A 23,820-nucleotide genomic window follows, 5' to 3' on the forward strand; every position below is an offset into this window, starting at 1 on the left:
CTGCGCGGCTCCGGTGCGGGTCGGCTTGCTACCGACACCGCCCGCACGCTGCTCACGTTCGCCGGCCACGCGACTCCTCTCCCCGGCGGGCTCCCAATCAAGATCCTTTTACCCGACTGCGCCGCGGGTGAGTAAAAGGATCAGAGCGATCTTGCACGCTACGGAGTCCGGAGCCGTCTCGCTGGAGGCGGTACGCCGAGCTGTGTACGTCTATGCGTACCTGGATGTGCATCCGAACCTGTACGCCGACAACCGGAGACCTCATGAATCTCCTATGTCAAGGCGGGGGCAGCTGGCCTGTTGCCTCGGCCATCCTGAGCCGATGGTAGACGACGTCGGCAAGGTGGCGGCGCAGACTCGCAGGGCCTCGGTTCGGGAGTTGCCCAGGCTGACCCGGCGTTCGACCAGCGCTTTGGCGGATGGGTGGACCCTCAGCTGTGTTACGGCGATGCGATGAAGGGCAGTATTGAGCTGCCGGTTGCCGCTGCGGTTGAGGCGATGACGCGTCCGGTTGCCAGTCCAGACGGGGATGGGGGGCTGTGCCGGCGTGCATTGCAAAGGCGGACGATGAGCGGAACCTCATGACTCCGGCTGTCTCGGCGAGGATCTTCGCAGCGGTCAGTCCTGCGCATCCTGGCAGTTCGAGCAACTGCGGAGCGACATGTTCGATGCGTGACTCTATGCGTCGTTGGAGCTGGTTGATGCGCTGGCTCAGAGTGATCACGCGGTCGAGGAGTTCGATAGCGGTCTCGGCGCGCAGGCTGTCAGGGCCCTCACGGACCTGGTCGCGTAGCCGGTTCATCGTGATGAGGCGGTTGGCGACCTTGCCAGTCGGGTAGTCGATACCGAGCTCGTGCAAGTGCCAGTGCACGCGGGTGAGCATCCTGGTCCGCTCCAGGACCAGATCTTCACGGTGGTCCAGCAGGAGCTTCACTTCTACGGCTTGGTCGTCGACGTGCGCCTTCGGGAAGTTCGGGTTCGCGCAGGGCGGCCCGGGCGACGGCTAGCGCGTCAATAGGGTCGGACTTTCCGCGAGTGCGACATGGGGAACGCGCTGCGGCCATAACCTTCGTAGGCACCAGGACGACCGTTTGACCCGCGCCAACGAGCGCGCGAAGAAGGGCGCCTGCGACGTGTCGGCAGTCCTCTACTGCCCAGCGCAGCGGACCGCCCCGCTGCTGGGCCCAGTCCAGCAGCCGGATCAGTTCTGAGGTGGTGTTACCAACCGTGACTTGAGCGGTTGCCGACCGTTGGAGTCGACGGCGACCGCGGTGTGAGTCCGCTTGTGCGGATCGATGCCTACTACGAGCCTGTTTCGTGTCTCCTTCATCGCGAGGGGCATGAAGGTCCGGCCGGCGGACACACCTCAGTTGGGAGGACGTCGCCTCGTTCTCCTAGCAAGTCACGCCGGTCGGACCGACTTCGACCGCGGTGGACGATTCACGAGAAGGCCACCCGGCAGGCGGCATCCACCATAAGAGTCACTCCGCGATCGGAGCCGATCTACCACCGTGAGTGGTGGCTTCGCCAGCATGACACTGAGGCCACCATACGGCGGCGAGGCGGAACTCTGTGCGGATGGCGCGGATGGGTCGGCCGAAGGCGGCGTTGACGATCAGGCGTTGACGATCAGTGATGCTGAGCGTGCGGAGTTGCTGCGTGGTGCGCGGGGGGCTACGTCGACGCAGGCGTACGCGCTGCGTTGCCGGGTCGTGCTGGCCTGCGCCGGTCCGGACTTGGTGAACACCCGGGTCGCGGCCGAGCTCGGGGTGTCGTTGCCGACGGGTTGCCAAGTGGCGCAACCGTTTCATCGCTCACGGGCTGGCCGGGTTGGCCGATGAGCCGCGGGTGGGCCGGCCGCCGTCGATCCTGCTCGACCGCGTGGAGGAGGCGGTGGTGCTGACCCTGGAGCGGCACCGCGCCATGCGACTCGCTGGTCGAGGGCGTCGATGGCCGAACGCAGCGGCCTGTCGAAGTCCACGATCGGGCGCATATGGCGGCGCCTCGACCTCAAACCGCACCTGATCGACGGTTTCAAGGAGTTCCTCGCAGGCTCCGGGCTGGTCGCCCGGTCGAGGCGACATCCAAGACCGTCAAGCCAATGACTTCGGTGAACAACCGCTTCAAAGGCACCGCTCCCGCTAGATCACCCCGTGATTATCCCCTCGACGGCGCAGTGCCAGTCGGGCAAAGCCGCGCCACACCTGCGGTGTTGAACTTGAAAGGGACGAAGGACGGCGGCCTCCCTCGAGTTCCCGTAACAGGCACGCCGCCGTAGGTCGAGCTCGGGTTCCTGGGCGTGATCATGTGTGGCGACGGGATCCGTGCTGCGGGCCTCTGCGGGTTTGTGAGCCTGCCGCTTCACCGTAAGGACTAGGACGGCTCAACCCCTTCGGCGACGACCGCGCGCAAATCCTGGCAGTACACTGCACAGATGAGGACGGCGCTGGGGTCGTGACGGTTACTTTCCATTGTTAGTAGTTCGTCGTCAGTTGATTTAGGCACGCTTGTGATCGACCTACTGCTGCTCAGCATAGTGCGTCCTCCCCGGGATGGAGTATGGAATTTAACGAGGATCCCAGAAACAGCGTAAAGCTTCAGGTACTCGGCAGCCTTGCTCTCCGCGAACGAGACTCCGATGTTTCGCTGTCCCCAAAACTCCGTCGGCTGCTTGCAGCTTTGGTCGTTCGTGCCGGCGAACTGGCGAGCGTTGACTGGCTCGCCGAGACCGTCTGGGTCAACCGCGATGCACCGGACGACCCCCGCCCAGCACTTCATACATTAATATCGCGCCTTCGTGCAGTTACAGCCAATATGACCGACATCGCCATAACGACTTCCCCGCCTGGCTACATTTTTCAAGTTTCCCGCGAGACGCTAGACGCGTATGTCTTCGAGGACGGCATACGAACAGCACGTCAGACGGAGAGTCCAGCCGACGCCGTCATGCAGCTCGCTAGGCTTCTAGCATTGTGGCGTGGTCCGGCCTACGCCGAGTTTGCAGACGAGGACTTCGCGCGTGCCGAGGCTTCCAGGCTTAACGCTTTACGTCAAGCCGCCCGCGAAGATCTGATCGAACTAATGCTTGAAACGGGCGACACCAGAGCCGTAAGCGAGGTGAGATCATTCATAGCCGAAGACCCCTTTAGTGAACGCCTGCACACGCAGCACATGCTCGCACTGTACCGAGCCGGCAATGCCGCTGACGCTTTAAGGGTCTGTCGAGAATACCGTCTACTGCTAGGGGAAGAACTGGGTATTGTTCCGAGCAGTCTGATGGCGGAGTTGGAATTAAAGATTCTAAAAAACGATCCATCACTGTCGTTGTCGACGCAGAATTCAACATCGACCCCTGCGTCTCTCGAACCGCAGGAGTTTTCTGGAACTAAGGAGCCCGTGAAGGCATGGCGTAACAAACTGGTGGGCAGGGACGAAGACATGTCCGCCGTAAAAGAACTAATGGATTCTCGAAGGTTGGTGACCCTTACTGGGCCGGGTGGAGTAGGCAAGACCCAACTCGCCAAGACGCTAGCAAACGACCTCTCGAGCCAATATCGTGGGGGTGCGCTTTTCTGCGAGCTTGCGTCGATTGGAGCGGCTTCTCAAGTGATTGAGTTGATTGCTTCGGTCATTGGGGCGGTGCCGGAATCGGGCTCGGATCCAATGGCTCAAGTCCTGAAGCTGTTGGCCGGGCGAGAAGCCCTCTTGATTCTCGACAACTGCGAGCATGTTCTGTTGGGCGCCGCTTCCTTTGTGGAGCAGTTATTAGCTCGCAACTCCACGGTCCAGGTTCTGGCAACGAGTAGGGAGCGGCTTGACGTCGTAGACGAACAGGTCTGGGAGTTAAGCACGCTACCCGTACCGCAGGGAGACGACCTGCAAGCTTTGTCTGTGCAGTTGTTTACAGAGCGCGCACGACTGGTAAATCCGCGGTTCATGGCACCTGCGGAACTAGCCGAATTGTGCAGACAATTAGACGGTCTGCCGCTCGCGATAGAGCTAGCGGCGGCCCGAATGAAATCAATGACCGTCAAGGAAGTGCTCGATAGGTTGGTCGGGAATCCTGGGATATTGTCTAACCGTCACAGGACCGCGAACAGCCGCCATCAGTCACTGATAAGCGTTGTAGACTGGTCATACCAGCTGTTAGACAGGGAGCAGCAAGCAATATTCGACCAGCTATCCGTCTTTGCTGGCGAATTCTCGCTTGACGCGGCAAGCGAAATCGTTGATGCCAGCGGTACGATTGACATCCCGACAGCGGTACTTGATCTGGTCGATCGATCGCTAGTGAAGCATTCCGAATTAGATGGGCGAAGCCGGTATAGTCTGCTCGACACGTTGCGACGGTATGGGCGTCAGCATCTACTGGAACAGTCCATACTGGACCAGGCGCTCGCACGGCATGCCGCTTGGTACATCGAATTCGCAGAATCGGCCGAGGAAGGCTTCAAAGCAGACTGGATCTCAAGCCTCGACGCCGAGCTTCCTAATCTGAGAGCAGCACATCGCTGGCTTATCCACCACCGCGACGCTGAAGGCGCGTTACGATTGACAAAAGCTCTGCACTACTATGCACTCTGCACCCTTCGAGCGGAAGTCTATGACTGGGCCGAGGAAGCCCTCAGCCTTGCCGAGCCCAGTCACCATCCCTTGCTTCCTGCCGCTTACGCTTCTGTAGCCATCGGCTCATGGCTGGCTGCGGACTTCGACCGAGGGTTGCTTATGGCAGACAAAGGCGTCGATGCAGGGCAACATAGTGGCCATCCCAGCGTGCGCTATGCAATTGCCGCCCGGGGCGACATTGACTTCGTTCAAAAAAGATTTGACACCGCAGCCGACTACTACCACAAGGTTGTCGACCTTACCACGGCGGAGGGCGTGCGAGAAATCGCACTAATATACAGAGGACTCGAAATTGTGTGCATGGCCCGGACGGGACGGGTGCCGGAGGCGCGCGAGTTGATCGGTCAAGTGCTTCTCGAGGCGCAGCAATTCGGCTCAAGTGATCTAAAGTCCAAGGTGACTCTATTCGCCGCCGAAATAGCGCTTTATGGCGATCCTGCTGAATCTTTGCGGCTTCTCCACGAGGCCATGGAACTGGCTCGGCGTGTTGGTAACTTGTTCCATAAACAAGAGTTAATGCTGACGGCCGCATGGACAGAGATCATACACGGCAGCCCGGATCGCGCCGCGGCTCTCTTGAGTGAGCTACTCAATAGCTGGAGGGGCCTTCTCCATCTCGATTACTTCTTCATCCGCGTACTCAGGGGAACCATTGTTCTGCTTGCTGGTGCTGGGTGCGACGAAATGGCGGCAGTATTGAATGGTGCGATGCCCAGACACTTCACGGCGGTTCCTGCGAACTATGACTCCAAGTACTACACGCTTCTAGAGAAGGCTTTGACAGACGTCAAGCAACATTTGGGCGCGGAGCGCTTCGACGTCGCCCAATCGTTTGGCTCAGGCTTGACCCACGAGGAGACGATCGACTATGCCGTGGCCGCCATCGACACCTTTAGCAGCGACGACTTGCTGCGGCAGCGCCGGTTGGACGAGAGAAACTCCCACGAAGAATGACTGATATCTATTACGCCTATACGCCGGTCTACGGCAGTTGCGACAGGACGTTGTGTAGCAGCCTGCGCTCGGAACCGAGGTGTGACACGGATTGATTCGCAGCTTCGACCATGACCACGAAGTCGACGTCTGCGAGTTGCCACTTGGCCAGCCGCGATGCCGTTCGATCGCGCGCAGTAGTTCGGCGCTGAACCCGCCGCCGCGTAGCAGCCAGGGTGACGGGGCAGGGCGTCCAATGGTTCGGTACAGGAGCTGCCGCCGGTCTGCCGCGCGACGGTCATCGAGTAGGGAAATCCGGGTCATGATGGCCTGGTCTTTGCCAGCGGCCGTAGGTGTGGCAAAGGATCCGTCCACGTGCTGGAGTGGGCCTGATGGAAATCGAGAGCCGATGCACCAGGGAACCATCGTCACGCTGGAGCCCCTGTGCGCTCGGCACCTGGCGCAGTTCGCCGAGGCGCCAACCACCCCGAGATTTGGGCCTTCCTCGACGAGGCGACTCCCAACGCCGACGCCGTAGCGGGCGATTGCGGAGCCCATGAGGAGCAGGAGCGCGGCCTCACGCGCGTGGTAGACAGGCTTCTGATCATGACAGCCGGTGAAGGCCAGGCCGGCGTCGGAGATCTCTGAGATTTGATCCTCATCGGGCGACGATGTCTCGTCGTGGGTCAGGCTGGTCTGTGCGATGGTGCTGGTCGTGCCGACGGTACGCGGATCGGGTGAGGATCTGCTGGCACTTGAACGTGGCGAAGCCGCGCTCAAGTGCCGCGGGCGTGAGCGCTGTTGCAGGCCGCGGCTTCGGGGGTGGGGCTTGTCGTTGCCTGCTCTGACCCGGTGGTCAGGGTTGTGCTTCACCCTGGTAGTCGGCGGGCCGTGGCGGGCGGCGAAGACGACGCCCGGCTGGCGGGCTGCGGTCAGGTCGTGGGTCGGTCGGGCCGGGCAGTCCGTCGGAGACCGACAGCAGGTCGCCTGGCTGCCCGGCGCGTGGCTGGAGGTTGATGCGGGTAGGTGCTTGCGGTGCACGCACCAGCGCTTGCGCGTTCGCCGGTCCAGCGAACCTGGAAGGTGGCGGTGATCGTCGCGTGGGTGGTGGTCACCTAACGGTGCCGACGGGACGAAATTCGCCCAGAGACGGCACGCGTGCGGCCAGCAGGGTGACCGCCTCGGCGACGTATCGATAGCGGGCGGGCAGTGACGCTCGAACGACACGGCCGGCCGGGCTGTCACCGCAGCGCGGGGTGACCAAGGCCAGCGGTGCCTGTCGGGCAGGCGTCAGCTTGCGCGACAGGCAGCCGTTCTGGCTGCGATGCTCGCCGAGTAGCTCGGCCTAGGTGAGGCTCGAAGCGGGCGTCCCGTGATCAATCCAAGACATCTCCGCCTCGTCAGGGCGCGACCTCTGTGACATGAACTCTCAACAGCTCAGCGAGCTTGCGGTGCGCGCGAAACAACCGCGACTTAACGGTGCCGATCGGTATTTTGAGTGTTGCCGCTACCTGCGAATGGCTCATACCGATTTGGTATGCCAGGACTACAACCGCCTGTTCGTCCGTAGGCAACTGTTGGATTGCTTGACGGACTTGAAAGGCCGTCCATGCGCGTTCCAGCGCATCGTTGTAGTATACCGAAGGGTAAGCTTCGTCGAGTTCTTCGATCTGAAGCGCTCGCGCATTTCGCCGAAACGTGTCAATGGCACACCTTCGCAAAATTGCATACAGCCACGGCCGCACGGCGCGTCGTGGGTCGAAGGTAGAGACAGCAGACCAAGCGCGAATGAAACAGTACTGGACCGCTTCCATCGCGAGCTCTGGGTCTCCTAGAAGGGCGTAGGCCGCGCCGTACAGGGCCTTGTGGTTCTGTCGATAGACTTCAGCGAAGGCGTCCGCGTCGCCGTCTCGGAAGCGTTCAAGTAGAGCATTTCCGGAGTTCATCGCAGTCATGTCAATCCAAAATGAGAACGTTGGCCGTATGTCGGCAGCTGAGATAAGATTGGCTTCCGCCGCTTTCACCGCACGTTCATCGACATTCAGCGCGCTCTCGCCGGCGTTTATCGAAAGAAAGCGGTGGTTTTCCTTCTCCGAGGCGACGGCGGGTCCCACATACGCGGCTAGAAGCGTCTGCCTTCCCGCAGGGGTCGCCGTTCGGGAGGGCTGGCTGCACGCCCGGCGCGATGGCCGTGGTCGGTGTGTGCGGCAGGCGCGGGCAGACCCTCGAGTTGTGCCCGGCCGGCCGGGTGGTGATCACCCTTGTCCACCTGCGCATGGGCTTGTCGCGCGACGCCCTGGCGATGGCGTTCGCGTAGACCGGTCTACGGTCGCCCGGGCCATCGCAGGTCCGGCCGCTGCTAGCCGGGCGTGCGTTCGCGACCTCGACCGGGGTGCGGTTGCGGACACTGGCCGACGTGTTCGCCTATGCCGCGTCCGAGGGTGTGACGCTGCGGATGGACGCCGTCGAGATCAGGGTCCGCCGGCCACGGGCGGGGCGAGGCGGGCGCAAGGCGTTCGTCTCCGGCAAGGCGCGGCAGAACACGATCAAATTGCCGTGATCAGCGACGAGCCCGGCGCGACCTTGTGGTGCGGCACCCACCGCCCAGGCCGCATCCACGACCACACCCCGGTCCACCTCGAGGGCATCGATGTTGAGCGTCATTCGCTGTGAGCAGGTGGCGTAGGCCTGCGTCATTGCTGGTGAGCAGGATGTTGAGCGCAACCGGGAGGGTTGCTCTTCTTCGTGTGCGACGCCACCGTGGGCACGTAGGAACTGGACCGGCCCTCCCGGTCTGTTCTTGGCGGAGCCGCCCGGGAGGGCCGTGATTGGTGCTTGGAGGCCCTATGCGCACGGTAGAGGTGGATACGGCGGCCGTCGAGAGGCGGCTGCTCGCGGGCGGGGGCGTGTCCGTGTTCGGATCTGCGGCCGTGGGCATGGGGGTTCGTGCGGCCGCGTTGGCTGCGTACGCCATCTGGGCGGCAGGCGGGTGCGGCCGCGGCGGGCCAGGTGCGCCGGGTGTGGCCGGTCGCATGTGCTATTGCGGGTGAATGTGCTGGTCCGGCGCGCGTACGCGGTCGAGGTGATCGGTGCGTGGATGGTCGCGAGGGCAGTGGGCGGGGGCAGCCGGCGGGTGGGTGGGCTGCTGGGCCGGGCGCATTCGACGGTGCGGGGTTGGCTGGCCAGGTTCAGCGGGCTGGCTGAGCCGCTGCGGCGGCCATTCACGCAGGTGCTGGTCGATGTCGATGCTAATCCGGTGCCGGAGACGGCAGGATCAGTGTTCGCCGATGGGGTCGCGGCGATCGTGTCGGCTGCCGCCGCGGTGGCCCGTCGGTGGTCACGGTGTCGCCCTGGCGGGTGGCGGCCGCGGTCACCGGCGGACGGTTGCTGTCACCGGATCTGCTCAAAGCGCCGATCAACACCAGTGCGCCCTTGCCGATGCCGCGATGAGGGCGATGGTGGTCTGTTTCGCCTGATGCCGAGGTCCGGCAGCAGACGAAACGGCAGGTGCAGGGATGAACGTCTATGAACACGATGCGCGGGTGCGGGCCGAGCGGGCCCGCAAGGTCGAGTTATTCCGATACTTGATCCAGGAGGTGATCGACCCAGGCCTGTCGACCCGCCAGCGAGGTCACTGCCCGGACCCCGGCCGAGGTGTTGGACATTGCGGGCGGGTTGAAGTGGGAGAACCCGGCCCGCACCGCAACTCAGCAATTGAGCCGGCGGATCGCCGTCGAGCACGCCATCGCCGAACTGAAGTGGTGGCGGTGCTGCAGCGTATCAGCGGACGACGGGAACTGCTCCCGCAGAGCGTCGACGCGGTCGCCGCCCTGGTCTCCGACCGCACCATTACCTGGTGAAACGGGCGGGGCGGCTCATCACACGGCCTGAGCTATTGCGCACAAGATCGTAGGCGCCACGAACCGTACTGGCTCAGTGCGCGTACCTATATTTAGTAGGTCTGTCCGTTCGTTCGCTCGTGGTCCGCGAGCGATATGTAGATGGAGGTTGCCATGAGCACGATGACTGACACGCTTCGACCGTATGGCCTGAGCCACGCCGCAGTGAGCGATGTACGTGATCCGCTTGCTGATCTGGAGCTTTGCTATGACGCATTCCAGCAGGTCGCACTGATCGAAAGCGACGGCGGCTGGAACCGCTCGACTGAAGCCGATCTTGCAACGATGTGCACGATGAGCTTCACCGGCTGGCGCGGTGGCGTGCCCATGGACGGGGATGACTTCTAGTCCAGGGCGTATGACCGCCATTCCTGAAAGTGTGGTTCGTGTATTAGCTAGCTTCGTCATGTGCCAGTGCAGCCCTTGCTGCACTGGCACATCCAATTGAGAGGCCGTCGTTGAAAGCAAATACAGTGCTTGTACTAACTAACCCAAAGGACATTACGACAGATTTTGTAGTCCTTGAGCTAAATCGGCGCAATGTACCAGTCTTTCGGTGCGACCCCGAACAATTTCCATTGGAACTGTCGCTTGAGGTCAACTTCGCAGAGACCATGCGTGGCGTGCTCCGCCTTGCAGATAGGAGTGTCCGCCTGGAGGAGATCGGCTGCGTCTACTACCGACGCCCTGGTGATTTTCGAATCACAAGCAGCCTTTCGGAGGGTGAGCAAGTTTGGGCCCGGCGCGAGGCCAAGCACGGTTTCTATGGTGCGATAAGGTCCCTTCCTCATTGGCTCAACCATCCGAGCGCAATAGAGAATGCTTCATACAAGCCGGTGCAACTGCGGGCCGCAATCGAAAGCGGCCTGCGCATTGCAGCAACATTAGTTACTAACGATTGCGCTGCGGCGGCCGACTTCGCATCGAAGAATTCACAATCCGTCTACAAGACGCTGGGCTCGCCAGTATTTGGCGACAACTACGTACAGAATTACATACTAACTAGCCTAATTGATGCAGCCGGTCTCGATGAAAGTGTCTCGCTAACGGCGCATCAATTTCAGGCTTGGGTGCCCAAACAGTTCGAAGTCAGGCTAACTGTCATTGACGACGACTTCCATGCGGCCCGAATCGATGCGAGAACAGATAAGGGTGCTGTTGATTGGCGAGCAGATCCGAATGATCTCGTGTACTCAGTAATTGATACTCCGTTGCAGGTTCGTGCCGCCGTAAAGAGACTTATGAGAAAGCTCGATTTAAGATTTGGCGCAATTGACTTCATTGTCGACCACGGCGACAACTGGGTATTTCTTGAAGTCAATCCGAACGGTCAGTGGGCCTGGATACAGCTCGCAACTGGAGCACCGATAGCGGTCTCGATAGCCGATGCTTTGACTCGCAGCCAGGCCCAAGGAGACAGCAGATTAAGTGGTACATCCGACTCCATCGGGTTGTAGCGTCGGGAACTCGCGCGGGGGTGCCTCCTCGGCTGTAGGCCTGGCAGCCTTCGAGTTCCTGCGGTTTCCTGTGGAATGGCCACAGCGATAGCCGTGACCCAATATACCCAGTTTCAAGATCCACCCACCGAACCGTGTATGCGGTTCTCCGCGCGCAGTTCAGCGAGTCGTCACCGCTGGCATTCGGCTACTCCCGCGAGGGCTTGCGAGTTTTAGGTGAGACGACGAGGCGTCACTCAAACTTGATCTATGTCGGCCACTGTGACGGAGCATGACAGACCAGCCGCATGCTTCGTCAAACCGACTTGAGATGTGTCGTGAGGCGGCGGCTGTCGCCAGGTAGGTCACTTCGGTTGTGTGTACCCAAGCGATCAAGGCGCAGCCGCCGCGGTGTAAGCGCATGACGGGCCTGACCTGCGATCAACACGCTGAGCTGGTCGCGCGGGTGCGAGAGGTCGTCGGCCCGGAGCGGGAGAACCCCGTGGCGGTCCGCACGTGCTTACGCTGCCAACGGCGGGAGCCGAAGTCCGAGCTCAACGAGCCGAAGGAATTCTGATCGCGCCCAGTGACTTTTCGCTAGACGTTCGACCTGATCCGGCGACGGTCAGGAAGATTGTTGACGAGTTCCGTGGCCGTTTACGATCTTGTGCGCGATAGCTGATGGTGGCGGCTTCTGATCCGATCGCGCATCCTTTTTGGATGCTGCGTCGCTGGGCTCGCCGCGTCTTCAGCCATCCGGTGTTCACGGGTATCTCGCGGCATCTTCTGCGGCTGGTCGTGGGCGAGGTGGGTCCGGCGTGGGTCGCCGGCCGGGAGGGCCGGCTGCACGAGCGTCGTGGTGGCCGCTGTCGGCGTGCGGCAGGCACGGGCAGGCCGCTGGAGTTGCGACTGGGCGACCGGGTGGTGATCACCCTCGTCCATCGGCGCACGGGCTTGTCGCACGATGCCCTCGCGGTCGCCTTCAGCGTGGACCGGTCCACAGTCACGCGGCGATCGGGCAGGTCCGGCCGCTGCTGGCCGGGCGCGGGTTTGCCACCGCGACCGGGGTGCGGCTGCGGACCCTGGCCGACGTGTTCGCCTACGCCGCGGCCGAGGGTGTGACGCTGCGGATGGACGCGACAGAGATTCGGGTCCGCCGTCCGCCGTCCGCCGTCCGCCGTCCGCCGTCCGCCGTCCGCGGGCGGGCCGGGGCGGACGCAAGGCGTTGTGTCGGGCAAGGCCCGCCAGAACACGACGTAGTCGCTGTCGACCAACCTGTACGCGGCCTCCACGTAGCTGCCGTAGGCGTCGAAGACCACCACCTGCGCTGGGACGACCCGCGGCCTGAGGCCCTTGACGCGCGCGTTACTGCTGTTGTCCTCGCGCGGCACGCATGGACCTCCCCGCGGCGCAGTCGCAGATCGCTGTGCCACAAACCGAGCGCCTCACCCAGCCGTAGACCCGTTTCCTCAAGCAGGATCAGCAGAACCGGTCGCGCAGCCCATGACACGCTCGTACCAGCCGGCGCACCTCCACGTCGGTCAACGTCGCGGGCGGCTCTCGCACCACGGCGATCTTCAGCCGAGTCCGCGTGTCCGCGCTCGTCCGCTGTCGCCGCGTGTGCACCAGCCTCGTAACGAACGACCCTGTGGAGGCACCCCCTTCCGGCTCTCCCAAGACGGCCGGAATCGACGGATCTCGCTGGCCGGCGGAGCTCGGCGACCTCCCGCCGCAGCCGCTTGATTTCCGCCGCCCCCTCGGTCGTCACCCGGTCGGGCGCCGCCGGCCTGGACTTGCCAGACCCATTTGCACAGCGTCTCAGCAGTGCCGATCCCAGGTTCTGCGCCACGGCGGTGATCACCGCGTACTCGGACTCACAGTTCGGTCGCACCTCGGCGACTATCCGCGCTGCCCGCTGACACAGCTCGGCAGGCAGGGTAGACGTTGGGACGGGACATGGCTCGATCGTCCACAAGAGGCCGGGCCGCCATCAAGCCCGGTGCGGTTCACCCGAACGCCTTCATGCCAAAGGCGCCGATGGACAGGGTCCGTCATGTTTGCCGAGCGCTCGCATGCGCAACCGGCAATCCCAGAATGGGGGATTATGAGTGGATACGACCAAAACGAAGGATCACGCGGCGTCACCCGGCGTTCACCTAGAAGAGTCGCAGCTCAATGAGTATAGGTCCGCGAACCTTACAGCCCTGCCCCGCCGTACTGGAAGAAGAGAGCAAGTCTCATACCCAGAGGAGCGACATGGGCATCAAGGGGTGGCTGTTTGTGGCCGCGGCAGTAACCGGAGCGACGCTGCTCCCTGCACAAGCTCACGCAGCTGAGCCAATTCAATCGGGTCCGACGGCTTCTGCGCTGTGTTCCAAGCCTATGGTCAACAAACCCGTAGTGCGCACCTCTGCTACCGGTGTTGCCCGGCTGCGCGGCGAAGGGTTTGCCAACTGTAATGGTGTGATTCGGCTGATGGAGGAGCGGTGGTACTGGGCCGATCGAGTCATCGCCTACCTGCCGTTCGAGGCAGCCTACGACGGGTCCTATGTGGACATCGACTTCAACTGCTCCGGCGAGGACTTTGGCAATGTCTACACGCAGGTCAGCGTTAGCGGCCATAAAGTGAACTCGGGCTCCGTCAATTTCGGTCCGTGTGGTGGGTAGCCTCAACTTCAGAATTAGTTGGCTTCGGTGCGCGAGGTTACGCAACTTCGGGCCGTAGTCATGTGCGTCGATCAGTTAGGGCGTCGCATTCTCTGAATCAGTAGACCATCGAGAAGATCCGGTCACCGGACAGTCCTGACTGCGGGCCTGACATCGGCGTGCGTCGAGAGTCTGTGGCGTCGGCCGCGCGGGCCCGGGACTGCGCGACGTTAAGCACCCGTTGGGGATCCCGAGAAGTATCAGGGAAGCCGCCGTGGCGGGCCATAGAGATGCATGCTCCTTTCGCGAGGTACATCCTTGCCCTTTGCCCGCTAGTCATCAAGAGGTGTGGTTTAACCACCACAACCTCCATCAGGTCTCATCTATGTACATGTGGACTGGAAACCCGGCACGCCGGGTTACCGGCTGCAGCTTTGGGAGGTTTCTGGCAGTGCGCACATTATGGGCTAGATACTTTGCTGGCGTGGTGATTAGCGCAGTCGCGTCCGTGGGTGCTTTGACGGTGTTGCCGGCGGCTCCTGCGAGTGCTCGTGAGAGTAGTTCGGGCGCGTTGGCGGCCGCGGTGTCGCCGTCGCAGAGTGTGGCGCTGCCGGGTGGTTCTGGGGGTGCGTCGGCTTCGGGCGATTTCACATACTCCTATCCCATCGAGGTGCCTGCCGGTCGGGGTGCGCAGCAGCCGACGCTTGCGCTGTCTTACAGGTCGTCTGCGCCGGTGCATGGTGGTGTGGCTGCGGGTTGGGCGTTGCCGGTTGCTGCGGTGGCGGTCGATCCCGAGCACTCCACTGCCGGGTCGCGCAACTTCGTAGATCCGGCTGGTAATCCGCTGGTCGCTGATCCTGGTCTTCCGGTGTCGTCTGGGGGTGTCGGGTATCGGGCGTTGAACGACGCCACGTTTACACGTTATGAGTATCTGGGTGGTGTCGCGTCTGAGGCGTACTGGTGGCGGGCGTTTCGTAGTGACGGTGTGGTGCTGCGCTTCGGGTTGAAGCAGGAGCATCCGTCGGCGTATGCGCCGCTGGTCAGTGTCGTTGACGGTGACAATCACGCGTTGGTGTATGACTACGACGTGGTCGGCAAGACCAGCGACGCGGTGCCGACGGGTGGTGTGCCGCGGGAGATCCTGTTGAAGGGCATCTATTACGTTGCTCCGGGGTCGACGGTGTCTGGGGCGTATGCGCGGGTGTTGTTCCAGTATGCGGCGCCGACGTTTTGCGGTACGCCGGCGTTGCTGCCTGCGGTGGGCAGCCGGCTTGACCACAGGTATGGCTTCGCGATGCTTACCGGAACCCGGAAATTGACCAACATCACGACGTGGGCGCGGCCGCAGGGGGGTGGGGTATTCGCCTTATCGCGTGACTATGAGCTGGGGTACTCGAACACGGACTCGTGTGCGACAGGGTCGGTGACGCCGTACCGGCAACTTGCCAGTGTCCAGCAGCGGGCGTATGCGCCGGCGACGTCTGATGAGCTGGAGCTGCCTCGGGTGGAGTTCACCTACGGCACCGCGGGCTCGTATGTGACCAATGCGACGTACCAGTCGGCGCAGGAGCTGCCGAATGTGGTGATGCCGAACTCGGTGCAGACGGTCCAAACTGGTGAGGCGTTCAGAGAGGTAGTTCCCGGCAAGACCTTCTTCCGGTGTGTGGCCAAATTCTGCCCGGTTCCGGGACCGGACGGTTCGGGCACCAGGCCGCCGGTGTCCGATCGCGCGCACATGCTGGCATGGGGCCAGACCGCCGACGTGGAGAGCGTCGAGTCGATGTTCATAGACATCAACGCCGACGGCCGGGTCGACCAGCTTCGAGTGTCGTCGCCGGTCGAGCTTGGCAGGTATACCCCCGGCACGGGCGGCTGCCAGGTCCAGGTGTGGATCAACAACGGTACGGCCGGGTTCCAGCTGGACCCGGAGGTGTTCTCCTTCAGCCTGCGTGATGCGATGGCCGACATCCCGGTGACCTCGCCCGCGGGTTCCGACGCCGACGGTGAGCTGCTGTGCTCACTGAGCCGGTCGTTCAGCGCGTCGAACGTCGGGTGGCGCGGTGACGCCAGCAAGCCGTGTCACCAGCAGTGGACCGCCCCGGCGAGTTGGGGGTCGATGCAGCAGGTGACCCACCACTTCCTCGACGTCGACGGCGACCGCAGACCTGATCTGGTGTCGCGGCCGATCGCGTCGGTCGACTGCCCGTACGCCAGCACCCAGAGTATTCCGCCACCCACGGGCACGGGCGTCGACTGGGTGGATCACTTCACGGCCGACGGGGGGATCGAGAAGATTACTCGCCGGCAGATGTGGCTGTACATCTACCGGAACACGGGAACGGGGTTCGAGTCGACGCCGACGCGCGTGCGCTCGTTCGAGCCCACGCTTCCTGGGCCTGCGGTGATCAAAGGTGCTGTTTCGCCGTACGCCTACGACAGCACGCCGGAGATGCTTATGGACATCACCGGTGATGGCGAGCTGGACTTGGTGACCTCGACGGAGAATCAGGGTCCGGCATCTGTGCGGGTCGGTGATGGCTTGCTCTTCGGGGACGAGTCCACGCTGTCGGCTGGCGAGAAGAACGATGCCCTCACCCCGAACTGGGCGTGGGACCCGCTGTGCACTGTCGGCGACTGCAATAGGTACATGTGGTTCGGAGCAGGGCCCGACGTCAACGGCGACGGCCTCGCAGACAATGTGGAAGCCTTTTCAGGCGGTACCGAAGTCGCATACAACCGGGGGCTCGGGTTCGGGTTCGGCACGGCCGCGTCCGGGAACGCGTCCTTCTTCAGTAGCAACGTGGCTGAGACGCAGTTCCTGACGGCTTACACCGCTAATCAGCCCGACGAGTGGTACTGGAACGACCGTCGCAAGGGCTGGAGCCAACGCGATCGCAACCGGATGGTCGATCTGGACTATGACGGCCTGGTCGACAACTACTACTTCGGCGGGTCTGCTGGAGGTGGCCGCCTCTATCTGAACGGCGGCACGGCGTGGGTGCGCAGCACACCCGTCGACAGTGCTGTAGCGGAGCGTTTGTCGGAGGGTTTCAAGCACGTCGGCCTGTCGCAGCGGTCGGCAACTGACACCAACGAGTACGGTGATCGCAGCGACTATGACATCGCCGAGACCAGTACGACAATCGACGTCAACGGTGACGGGCTGCTGGATCTTGTCGGCAACTTCGACGGTGATGCTGCGGTCGAGGTGCGCTACGCCAAAGCTTTCCTGGCCACCGATGATGATGTGAACGCACCGGCGCGGCTGATGCGTACCGTGAAGAACGGCTACGGCGCGAAGACGACCGTCACCTACACCCGGTCGCAGACCGCCGACAAGTGGGTGGTGGACAAGACGGTCGACTCTCCCGGCCAGAACGAGCCGGCCATCGCGACCGAGTACGGCTACACGGGGGCGACGTTCAAGCCGAACCCGTACGGCCGCGACCGGTTCCGGGGGTTCGCCAACGTCTTCACGCTGGCTGGGGGAGATTCCGACACCGGCGCCGATGACCTGACGACGGTCGCCATGAACTCCTACAGCGACGACCCTGCCGGGCGTCTGGCGACGGCCGTGACGGTGTTCGGCAGGTCGGTGTTCGACAACCGGACCTTGACCGGCGCGACCGGAGTCATGTCGATCACCGCCCACACCTACCACAAGTACGACTTCGGCCTTTACGCGCCGGGCATGGATACCGACAGGTACCCGTCTCGCGTGGTGTTGCCCGGTACCACGACCGGCTACACCTGCGCGGGTGAGAGCGGGCAGTCGTACAACGGTTGCCTGTCCTCGCCGGCGTCCAGCGTGACCGACGAGATCACGTGGCAGTCTCAGTTTAGGAACCTCAAGTACGTGATGCACTTGGCGACGTTGGCTAAGCGCACGTTCCTCAACGCCGATGGCGACACGGAGATACGCCGTGGCCTCGCCAGCTACAAGATCGCCTGGTCGAGCGAGGCGTTCAACGTCGCTCCTGAGACAACGAGCGCCACGACGGCGTACACCGACAAGCCGGGGGTGTCTCACGGCTCGACGACGTTCGCCTACCATGACAGCAAGTTCCTGCGGTTGGACACGGTCACCGTTACGGAGCCGGACTACTCGCCCAAGGTCACCCGGTTCACTTACCACACCCAGGGTGCCCAGGCCGGCCTGGTGCGAAAGGTGTGGGCGCCGGAGCAGGTTGCGAAGTACGGCACCGGCGACAGCGCCGCCGGTTTCACGGAGATCACCTACGACCAGTACGGGCTCTACCCCACCAAGGTCGTCAACCCGGTCGGGCACGTGGTCACCACGGTGACCGACCTGGGCACCGGCGCGGTCGTAATGACCCAGGGTCCCGGCTACGTCTGCGCCGACGGCGCCGACCCCGGCACCGTCGCTGACCCCGCGTCGGCGTGTACGTTCGCGACGGCGCTGCACCGAGAAGGCACGATCACGTCGGTGGACGGCCTAGGCCGTGTGCTCAACGCCAGCATCCGGCCACAGGACGGGTCGGCGCCTCAGATGGTGCACAAGACCACGTACAACGACCGGGCCTCGTCAGACAGCCAGGGTGCCAACCCGGTGTCGGTCATCTCGGAGACGCTCATCCAGGCGGGCCAGTGGAGTTACCAGAAGGTGGAAACCGACGGCCTGGGTAGACCCGTTCGGCAGGAGACCCGCGCGTACCCGAACCCGGACAGCGTGGCCACGTTCGACTACAACGAGCGGGGCTGGCTGTCGACGGCGCACGCACCCAGGGCCGACAACACCGCCGGCACCGTGGACATCGTGACCACATATGACCCGCTCGGACGGGTCAAAGAGGTCTACGACGCACAGACCTCCAAGCGGTTCGTGCAGCACACCTACGCTGGGATGCAGCACGTCGTGAAACAGGGCACCTACAATGACGGGTCCAAGTCGGCAGAGGCCCGGATGACCTACGACCCGCTCGGCCAGCTCGTCAGTGTCGCCGAGCGCGCGGGCACCGACGCGCAGAACGCCCCGACGTTCGCCACGACGTTCTACCGCTACGACGGACGCGGCCGCACAACGTCGATCACCGACCCCGACGGCGTGCAGACCACGATGAGCCACGACTTCAACGGCAACCGGCAAACCGTGACCACCGGCGGGCGCACGTGGCGCTACGGCTACGACCGCAACGACAACCTGACCTCGTTCGCCGAACCGGTGCCCACAGGGCAGCAGCAGCTCAAGTACGTGCACACCCGCAGCTACGACGACATCAACCGGCTGCTCACGCAGACGCCCGCGGTACGGGACCTGACCACAGCAGAACAGAACGAGCTCAACATCGGCCCACGTTCGTTCTTCTACGATGCGCCGCACGCATCGATCGACTCCTCAACCGAGGCCGCGCTGTACCAGATCGGCCGCAGCTCCTACTCGATCGCTCACGGAATCCACAACAACCAGACCCAGGTCCGGCTGCTATCGACCAACACCTACGACAAGTACGGCAACCCGGCCCGCAACACCGAGCACCTGCCACTGCTGGCCGGAGCCCCGGCACACACCCTGGTCGCGACCGCCACCAGCAGCCCCGCCGGCCACCTGACCGACATCACCTACAGCGCCCGCGACGGCGCGTCGACAGTGTTCACCGCCAAGAAGATCAATTTCGAGTACGACAGATCTGGAGCACCCCGCAGGCTGTCCTTCGTCGCCCCGCCAAGCCAAGGCAGCAGCGGAACCATGGCATACGTGGCAAACAGGGACGACTCCGGTGTGCTGTCCAGCATCGTGGCCAACCACGGCCACATCGGCGGCTACATCCAGGCGACGACCAGCTACACCCACGACAAGTACGGTCAGCTCACGAACCTGCAGACCGCCACCAGCGCCGGCAGCGTCAAATACCGGCAGGACCTCACCTACTACGACAACGGCGAGATCAAGACCGCCAGCGACCCGTGGGGCGGACTCACGACCTACGACTACGACCACCGCCACCAACTGCTCAGCGCCACCCAGTCCGGCAGCGTCGGATACCACGCCAGCTTCACCTACACCCCTGCCGGACGAATGCAGTCAGCCAACGTGTACGCCGCTGCCAACGCCACCCGCGTGCCTGTACGCAATGTCACCCACATCTACCAGAGCCCAGCCACTCCCGGCGCAGACCGCCAGCGGCTAGCCGCCCTACGCAAACCCGACGGCACCGACCTCGCCAGCTACACCTACGACGAGCTAGGCAACACCACCAGCCGCACCCTGCCGGACGGCACCACCGTCACCCAACGCTGGGACGGCCCGAGCCTGCGCAAGGTCACGAAATCCAACGGCGAAAAGGAGATCTACCACTACAACGGACCAAAACGGGTCGCAGCGGTCCGCTACAACAGCAACAACACCATCGCGGAAACCCGCCGCTGGTTCGGTGAGCTCGAGGTCGTATACACCCCTGGCCAGGCACCCCACTACCGGCAGCACGTCAACCTCGGCGGCCAGACCATCGCCCGTCTCGACCACAGCGGCACCACCACAACCCTCGAGAACTACACCACATCACCACAAGGCCACCACGTCCTCGCATACCGCGCCACCGACGGCGCCACCCGGCGCCTGGCTTCCTACGGCCCCTTCGGCGAAATCCTTGCCGAGACCGACACCAGCGACAAGTACACCCGCGAATTCAACGGCAAGGAATACGACAACACCAGCGGACTGCACTACTACGGCTTCCGCTACTACGACCCCCTCGCCCTGCAATGGACCTCCGCCGACCCCCTCTACCGCACCGCACCCGACACCGGCGCACCCCGCCAGGCCAACCTCTACACCTACACCGCCAACAACCCCATCGGCATGGTGGACCCCCATGGCTTGGACACAGAGCGAACCGACGCGGGAGGAACCGCGCCCGTGGCCCTGGACCCCAGGCCAGCCGCGAGCGCAGACGTTGTCGTTACACACCCGCGATTCGGCACTCCGATGCAACTCAACGTCCCGTTGACGGCAGAGGAGCACGCAAGGCGCTTCGCTGGGGGAACGGCGGTCGTCGGCGGCATCCTTTGTCCCGGATGCGCGCTGACGGCTGGAGGACTCGCCGTCATAACCGCCATGGAAAGTGACCAAGGCAGCGGCAACCACAACGTCGCACTCGCCCAACAAGGCCTCGTTATGATAGGGACCTCAGTGGGTGTCCATATCGCAGGAAAGGCCTTGGCGACCGCCGCAAGGACGCTGTGGTCCGGGCGGAGTGCCGGCGCTGGAACCAGCACCCCACCAGTGCCCGGGACCCGTAGCGGTTACGTAGTTGGAGGTGGCAACGGCGAGCTTGCTCAGTGGGTGCAAATTGGCAATAGTATCAGGTTCGAAGGCATAACAACCCCTATTGCGATCATGAGAGTTATAGTCCAACATACCAGAGCGGGCGGGCCGAAGATCTTCGTACTTGTAGGACGCCACGGAGACAGGTACGGAAGGTTGAGGAGCGAGGCGAAATTTGCGTATGAATATTTAAAAGATTCTTTTGCTAAGAAAGGAATCGGTACGGACAAAGTCATGCTCTTTGACGCGACCGATCCCGTAGAGACAGCGATGTTCAGGAAGGCTCAGAGTATGCTACCCAATGATCTGTTCATCGATGGATGGTGTTACTCCTCTGGTTCCTGCATGGTTCAGCTCTGGTAGTGCCGGGAATGTCCTGAAACCAGATCGACGAGGTCGGCTACGTATCGGCTGGCTGGCCTCGTAGTCACCGAGGACTTCTGCTATGGCTGGATCTGTTTGCCATGTCGACGGAAGTTAGCCCCGCTCATTCGCGAATGCGTCCCCACATAATAGATCGCTGAGAGCGAGAGTGCCTCTCATCTGGAACGATAGGACTTGTCGAAGGTCCGAAACCGTTGCGGGAGAGGCACTTTCGCGTGCGGATTACGTTGTCGTGCCCGAAGCTCGTCGTCCGGCCGACGGCCGGGGCGTGGTGGGGCGGGACCCGGCTGCTGGCCGCCCTCGCGGTCGCGGACGGCGTTCGGCGGTCACGACCCGGCCGGTGGCTGTCGACTTGGCGGTGACGATCGCCGACGGCGGTAGAGCGATCACCGACCTGGGCGTGCTGTGCCCCGCCGGAACTGTCGGTCCGGCCGACTCCGACCCGACGGCATGGCGGACCCCCGGACTGATCGACGCTGCGGCGTTGAGCAGGCTGCGGGCCGCGCGGGCCGCCGCCCGGGAGATCAGCTGGGCTGCACTGTGCGAGACCCGCGGAGCACCGCCGGCGTCCATCGCCGCAGGCCGTGACGTACCCGGCCTGGTCCTGGACATCGACGCCCCGATCGTGATCACGCACTCGGAGAAGGGGCACGCCACGCCGACACGGAAGAAGACGTTCGGCCCACTACCCGCTGCTCTGCTTCCTGGACAACACCCGCGAAGCACGGGCCGGGCTACTGCGCCCGGCCGGGTAGGGTCGAACACCGCCCCGACCACATCGCCGTCCTGGAGATGGCCATGGCACCGACCCCCACCGCCACGGCGCCTCCTCGTACGCACCGACGCCGCGGGCCACACCACCACGTTCCTGCGCCACATACGCGGCCTGCGTGAACACTGCCCATCGACGTACTTCGCCGTCGGCGTGCCCACCGTGCCCATCCGCGACGCCCTGCTCACGCAACCGCCTGGATCCCGCTGTGGACATCGACCGCGACCCACGCGATGGCGCTCAGATCATCGAACTCACCCACCTCGTCCCCGCCGAGGTCCTGTCCGGCTATCCGCTGGCACCCGGTTGATCGTCCGCCGCGAACGATGACCGGCAAACCTCGCGTTCGTAAATGAGACACATCCGCTGGAGCACCTGGCGTCCTATCGGGGCAACTCCGCCGGTAAGCCACTATCCGGCTGGCGCCTCGAGCGGAATCACGCCCGCGATCAATGCGAGCTACCTAATACGTAATTGAGCCGCCCATTGAAGGCTGCTGCGACCCCGAACCTAGGATCCCCCGCGAGGTGGGTGGCGGTTGTTGATGAGATGTCAAGTCTGCTGTGACTCCGGTGATGTGGCCATCGAAACGTTGGAACCGGAACGGGTGCGGCAGTCGTAGTAAAGCTGGAGGAGCTCCACCAGAAGAAAGTGCCGACGTGAGTTACATTCCGCCCGACCTCGACGCCCGCTCGCCGCACTCCGACCCGTACATCCAGCGGCAGCAGGTATACGCCAAACCTTCGAGCACCGTCACCACGCCGCCGCGCAACGGCCTGGCTTTGGCCGCAATGATCGTCGGCATCATAGCGATACCCGCCGCATGCTGCGCGTTCCCCGGCGTCATTCTAGGCGCAGCCGCCGCCATCATGGGGCATGTCGGCACGAGGCAAGTCGCAAACCACGGCCAGCACAACCGCTCACACGCACTAACCGGTGTGACCTGCGGATGGATCGGCGCGGGGCTGGGTCTCCTCAACGTGGTCATCGGACTAGCCCTTGGCTTCACCGACGGCATTTTGGGCGGTCTCGCTTTCCTCTCTTCGCTCTAGCCTGCCGGGTACCGGCGTGCTGCGCGGACCCCTCACCCTCGGGAGATCGACTATGCGCGCGGACCGGCTTGTGCTGGGCCTTTTCGGTGTGGCCTCGGCCCTGAACGTGATCGCCGCCGGCATCGGCAGCAAGCCGCTGGACTGGGCGACCAAGCCGCTGCTGCTGCCGCTGCTGGCGCTGTGGTTCTACCTGAACCACCGGGCCCGCGGCGTCGCGCCGACCACCGGCATCCTGGCCGCGCTGCTGTTCTCCTGGGCCGGCGACGTCGCCCTGCAGTTCGCGGGGACCACCGCGTTCATCGGCGGCATGGCGCTGTTCGGCGCCGCGCATGTCTGCTACGTGACGACGTTCGTGCGCCACGGCGCGCTGGCGCGGATGCGGGCGATGCCGCTGCTGCTGGTGCCGATCGGGTATGCCGTCTTCCTGGTCGGGGCGCTGACCTGGCTGTGGCCGGCGCTGTCGGAGGCGGGTCTGGCCGTGCCGATGGCGGTGTACGGCACGCTGCTGTCCTCGACCGCCGCGCTGGCGGCGGCCTTCGGCTGGCGCACCGCGCTCGGCGGCGGGCTGTTCCTCATCTCGGACCTGCTCATCGCGGTGCGGGTGGCCGACGCGTTCACCATCCCCGGCCCGCCGGTCTGGGTGATGGTCACCTACATCGCCGCCCAGTTCCTGCTGGCCACCGGCTGGGTATCGCGTCGGGCAGCGTAAATCTGGGGCGACCCGGTACGGCTCGCTGCCTTACGATTGGAGGTTCGCAGGTTCGAACCCTGCCACGCCACAGCAGGT

13 protein-coding genes and 2 pseudogenes are annotated in these 23,820 nt (G+C 63.5%); 11 read left to right on the plus strand and 4 right to left on the minus strand.

Translation table 11 applies throughout. The features are described 5' to 3' along the window. Positions 1–261 precede the first annotated feature (261 nt). From AB0J67_RS21470 to AB0J67_RS21480, 3 genes and pseudogenes are all read right to left on the minus strand, one after another. Positions 262–558, minus strand: a complete 297-nt coding sequence (locus AB0J67_RS21470; protein ID WP_363485190.1) for a transposase — start codon at positions 556–558, stop codon at positions 262–264. After that, positions 539–883 (minus strand): annotated as a pseudogene (locus AB0J67_RS21475) (transposase); the annotation flags it as partial. The pseudogene AB0J67_RS21475 and the gene AB0J67_RS21470, both read right to left, overlap by 20 nt. A 25-nt stretch (positions 884–908) precedes the next feature. Further along, on the minus strand, positions 909–1,370 hold the full coding sequence (locus AB0J67_RS21480) for a transposase (RefSeq protein WP_363485191.1): 462 nt from the start codon (positions 1,368–1,370) through the stop codon (positions 909–911). A 427-nt stretch (positions 1,371–1,797) separates the two neighbouring features. On the opposite strand from AB0J67_RS21480, the pseudogene AB0J67_RS21485 reads away from it, so the two are divergent. Next, positions 1,798–2,025, plus strand: a pseudogene (locus AB0J67_RS21485) (hypothetical protein); the annotation flags it as partial. A gap of 534 nt (positions 2,026–2,559) precedes the next feature. Continuing rightward, positions 2,560–5,580: a BTAD domain-containing putative transcriptional regulator gene (locus tag AB0J67_RS21490; RefSeq protein ID WP_363485172.1), complete on the plus strand. Its 3,021-nt coding sequence runs from the start codon at positions 2,560–2,562 to the stop codon at positions 5,578–5,580. 1,379 nt (positions 5,581–6,959) lie between these two features. On the opposite strand, the gene AB0J67_RS21495 is transcribed toward AB0J67_RS21490, so the two are convergent. Next, a complete protein-coding gene (locus AB0J67_RS21495) occupies positions 6,960–7,673 on the minus strand; it encodes an RNA polymerase sigma factor (protein ID WP_363485173.1) in 714 nt (237 codons plus the stop codon). 302 nt (positions 7,674–7,975) lie between these two features. On the opposite strand from AB0J67_RS21495, the gene AB0J67_RS21500 reads away from it, so the two are divergent. The 9 genes from AB0J67_RS21500 to AB0J67_RS21540 all read left to right on the plus strand — a co-directional run bounded on the left by AB0J67_RS21500 (position 7,976) and on the right by AB0J67_RS21540 (position 23,742). After that, on the plus strand, positions 7,976–8,119 hold the full coding sequence (locus AB0J67_RS21500) for a hypothetical protein (RefSeq protein WP_363485174.1): 144 nt from the start codon (positions 7,976–7,978) through the stop codon (positions 8,117–8,119). A gap of 955 nt (positions 8,120–9,074) precedes the next feature. Continuing rightward, entirely contained in the window at positions 9,075–9,419 is a 345-nt protein-coding gene (locus AB0J67_RS21505; protein WP_363485175.1) for a hypothetical protein, read from the plus strand. Positions 9,420–9,572: 153 nt separating this feature from the next. Further along, entirely contained in the window at positions 9,573–9,806 is a 234-nt protein-coding gene (locus tag AB0J67_RS21510) for a hypothetical protein (RefSeq protein ID WP_363485176.1), read from the plus strand. A gap of 125 nt (positions 9,807–9,931) precedes the next feature. Next, the gene (gene tgmB, locus AB0J67_RS21515; RefSeq protein WP_363485177.1) at positions 9,932–10,915 is read left to right on the plus strand and encodes an ATP-grasp ribosomal peptide maturase; all 984 of its coding nucleotides are present in this window, start codon (positions 9,932–9,934) and stop codon (positions 10,913–10,915) included. Positions 10,916–11,614: 699 nt separating this feature from the next. Further along, a complete protein-coding gene (locus AB0J67_RS21520; RefSeq protein WP_363485178.1) occupies positions 11,615–12,016 on the plus strand; it encodes a transposase family protein in 402 nt (133 codons plus the stop codon). Between the two features lie 1,134 nt (positions 12,017–13,150). Beyond that, entirely contained in the window at positions 13,151–13,561 is a 411-nt protein-coding gene (locus AB0J67_RS21525) for a hypothetical protein (protein WP_363485179.1), read from the plus strand. A gap of 550 nt (positions 13,562–14,111) precedes the next feature. Then, positions 14,112–21,188 (plus strand): RHS repeat-associated core domain-containing protein, encoded by a 7,077-nt coding sequence (locus tag AB0J67_RS21530; RefSeq protein WP_363485180.1) that lies wholly within the window; start codon positions 14,112–14,114, stop codon positions 21,186–21,188. Positions 21,189–22,640: 1,452 nt separating this feature from the next. Further along, positions 22,641–23,033, plus strand: a complete 393-nt coding sequence (locus AB0J67_RS21535; RefSeq protein WP_363485181.1) for a DUF4190 domain-containing protein — start codon at positions 22,641–22,643, stop codon at positions 23,031–23,033. Between the two features lie 52 nt (positions 23,034–23,085). Next, the gene (locus tag AB0J67_RS21540) at positions 23,086–23,742 is read left to right on the plus strand and encodes a lysoplasmalogenase family protein (protein ID WP_363485182.1); all 657 of its coding nucleotides are present in this window, start codon (positions 23,086–23,088) and stop codon (positions 23,740–23,742) included. Positions 23,743–23,820: the final 78 nt, after the last annotated feature.

The organism is Catellatospora sp. NPDC049609, from assembly GCF_040675365.1.
GTDB lineage: Bacteria > Actinomycetota > Actinomycetes > Mycobacteriales > Micromonosporaceae > Catellatospora.

Bases quoted from the DNA above. Each gene is read 5' to 3' on its own strand.
- AB0J67_RS21510 (WP_363485176.1), top strand. From the start codon at position 9,573: ATGAGCACGATGACTGACACGCTTCGACCGTATGGCCTGAGCCACGCC.
- AB0J67_RS21540 (WP_363485182.1), top strand. From the start codon at position 23,086: ATGCGCGCGGACCGGCTTGTGCTGGGCCTTTTCGGTGTGGCCTCGGCC.
- AB0J67_RS21490 (WP_363485172.1), top strand. From the start codon at position 2,560: ATGGAATTTAACGAGGATCCCAGAAACAGCGTAAAGCTTCAGGTACTC.
- AB0J67_RS21520 (WP_363485178.1), top strand. From the start codon at position 11,615: ATGCTGCGTCGCTGGGCTCGCCGCGTCTTCAGCCATCCGGTGTTCACG.
- AB0J67_RS21505 (WP_363485175.1), top strand. From the start codon at position 9,075: ATGAACGTCTATGAACACGATGCGCGGGTGCGGGCCGAGCGGGCCCGC.
- AB0J67_RS21525 (WP_363485179.1), top strand. From the start codon at position 13,151: ATGGGCATCAAGGGGTGGCTGTTTGTGGCCGCGGCAGTAACCGGAGCG.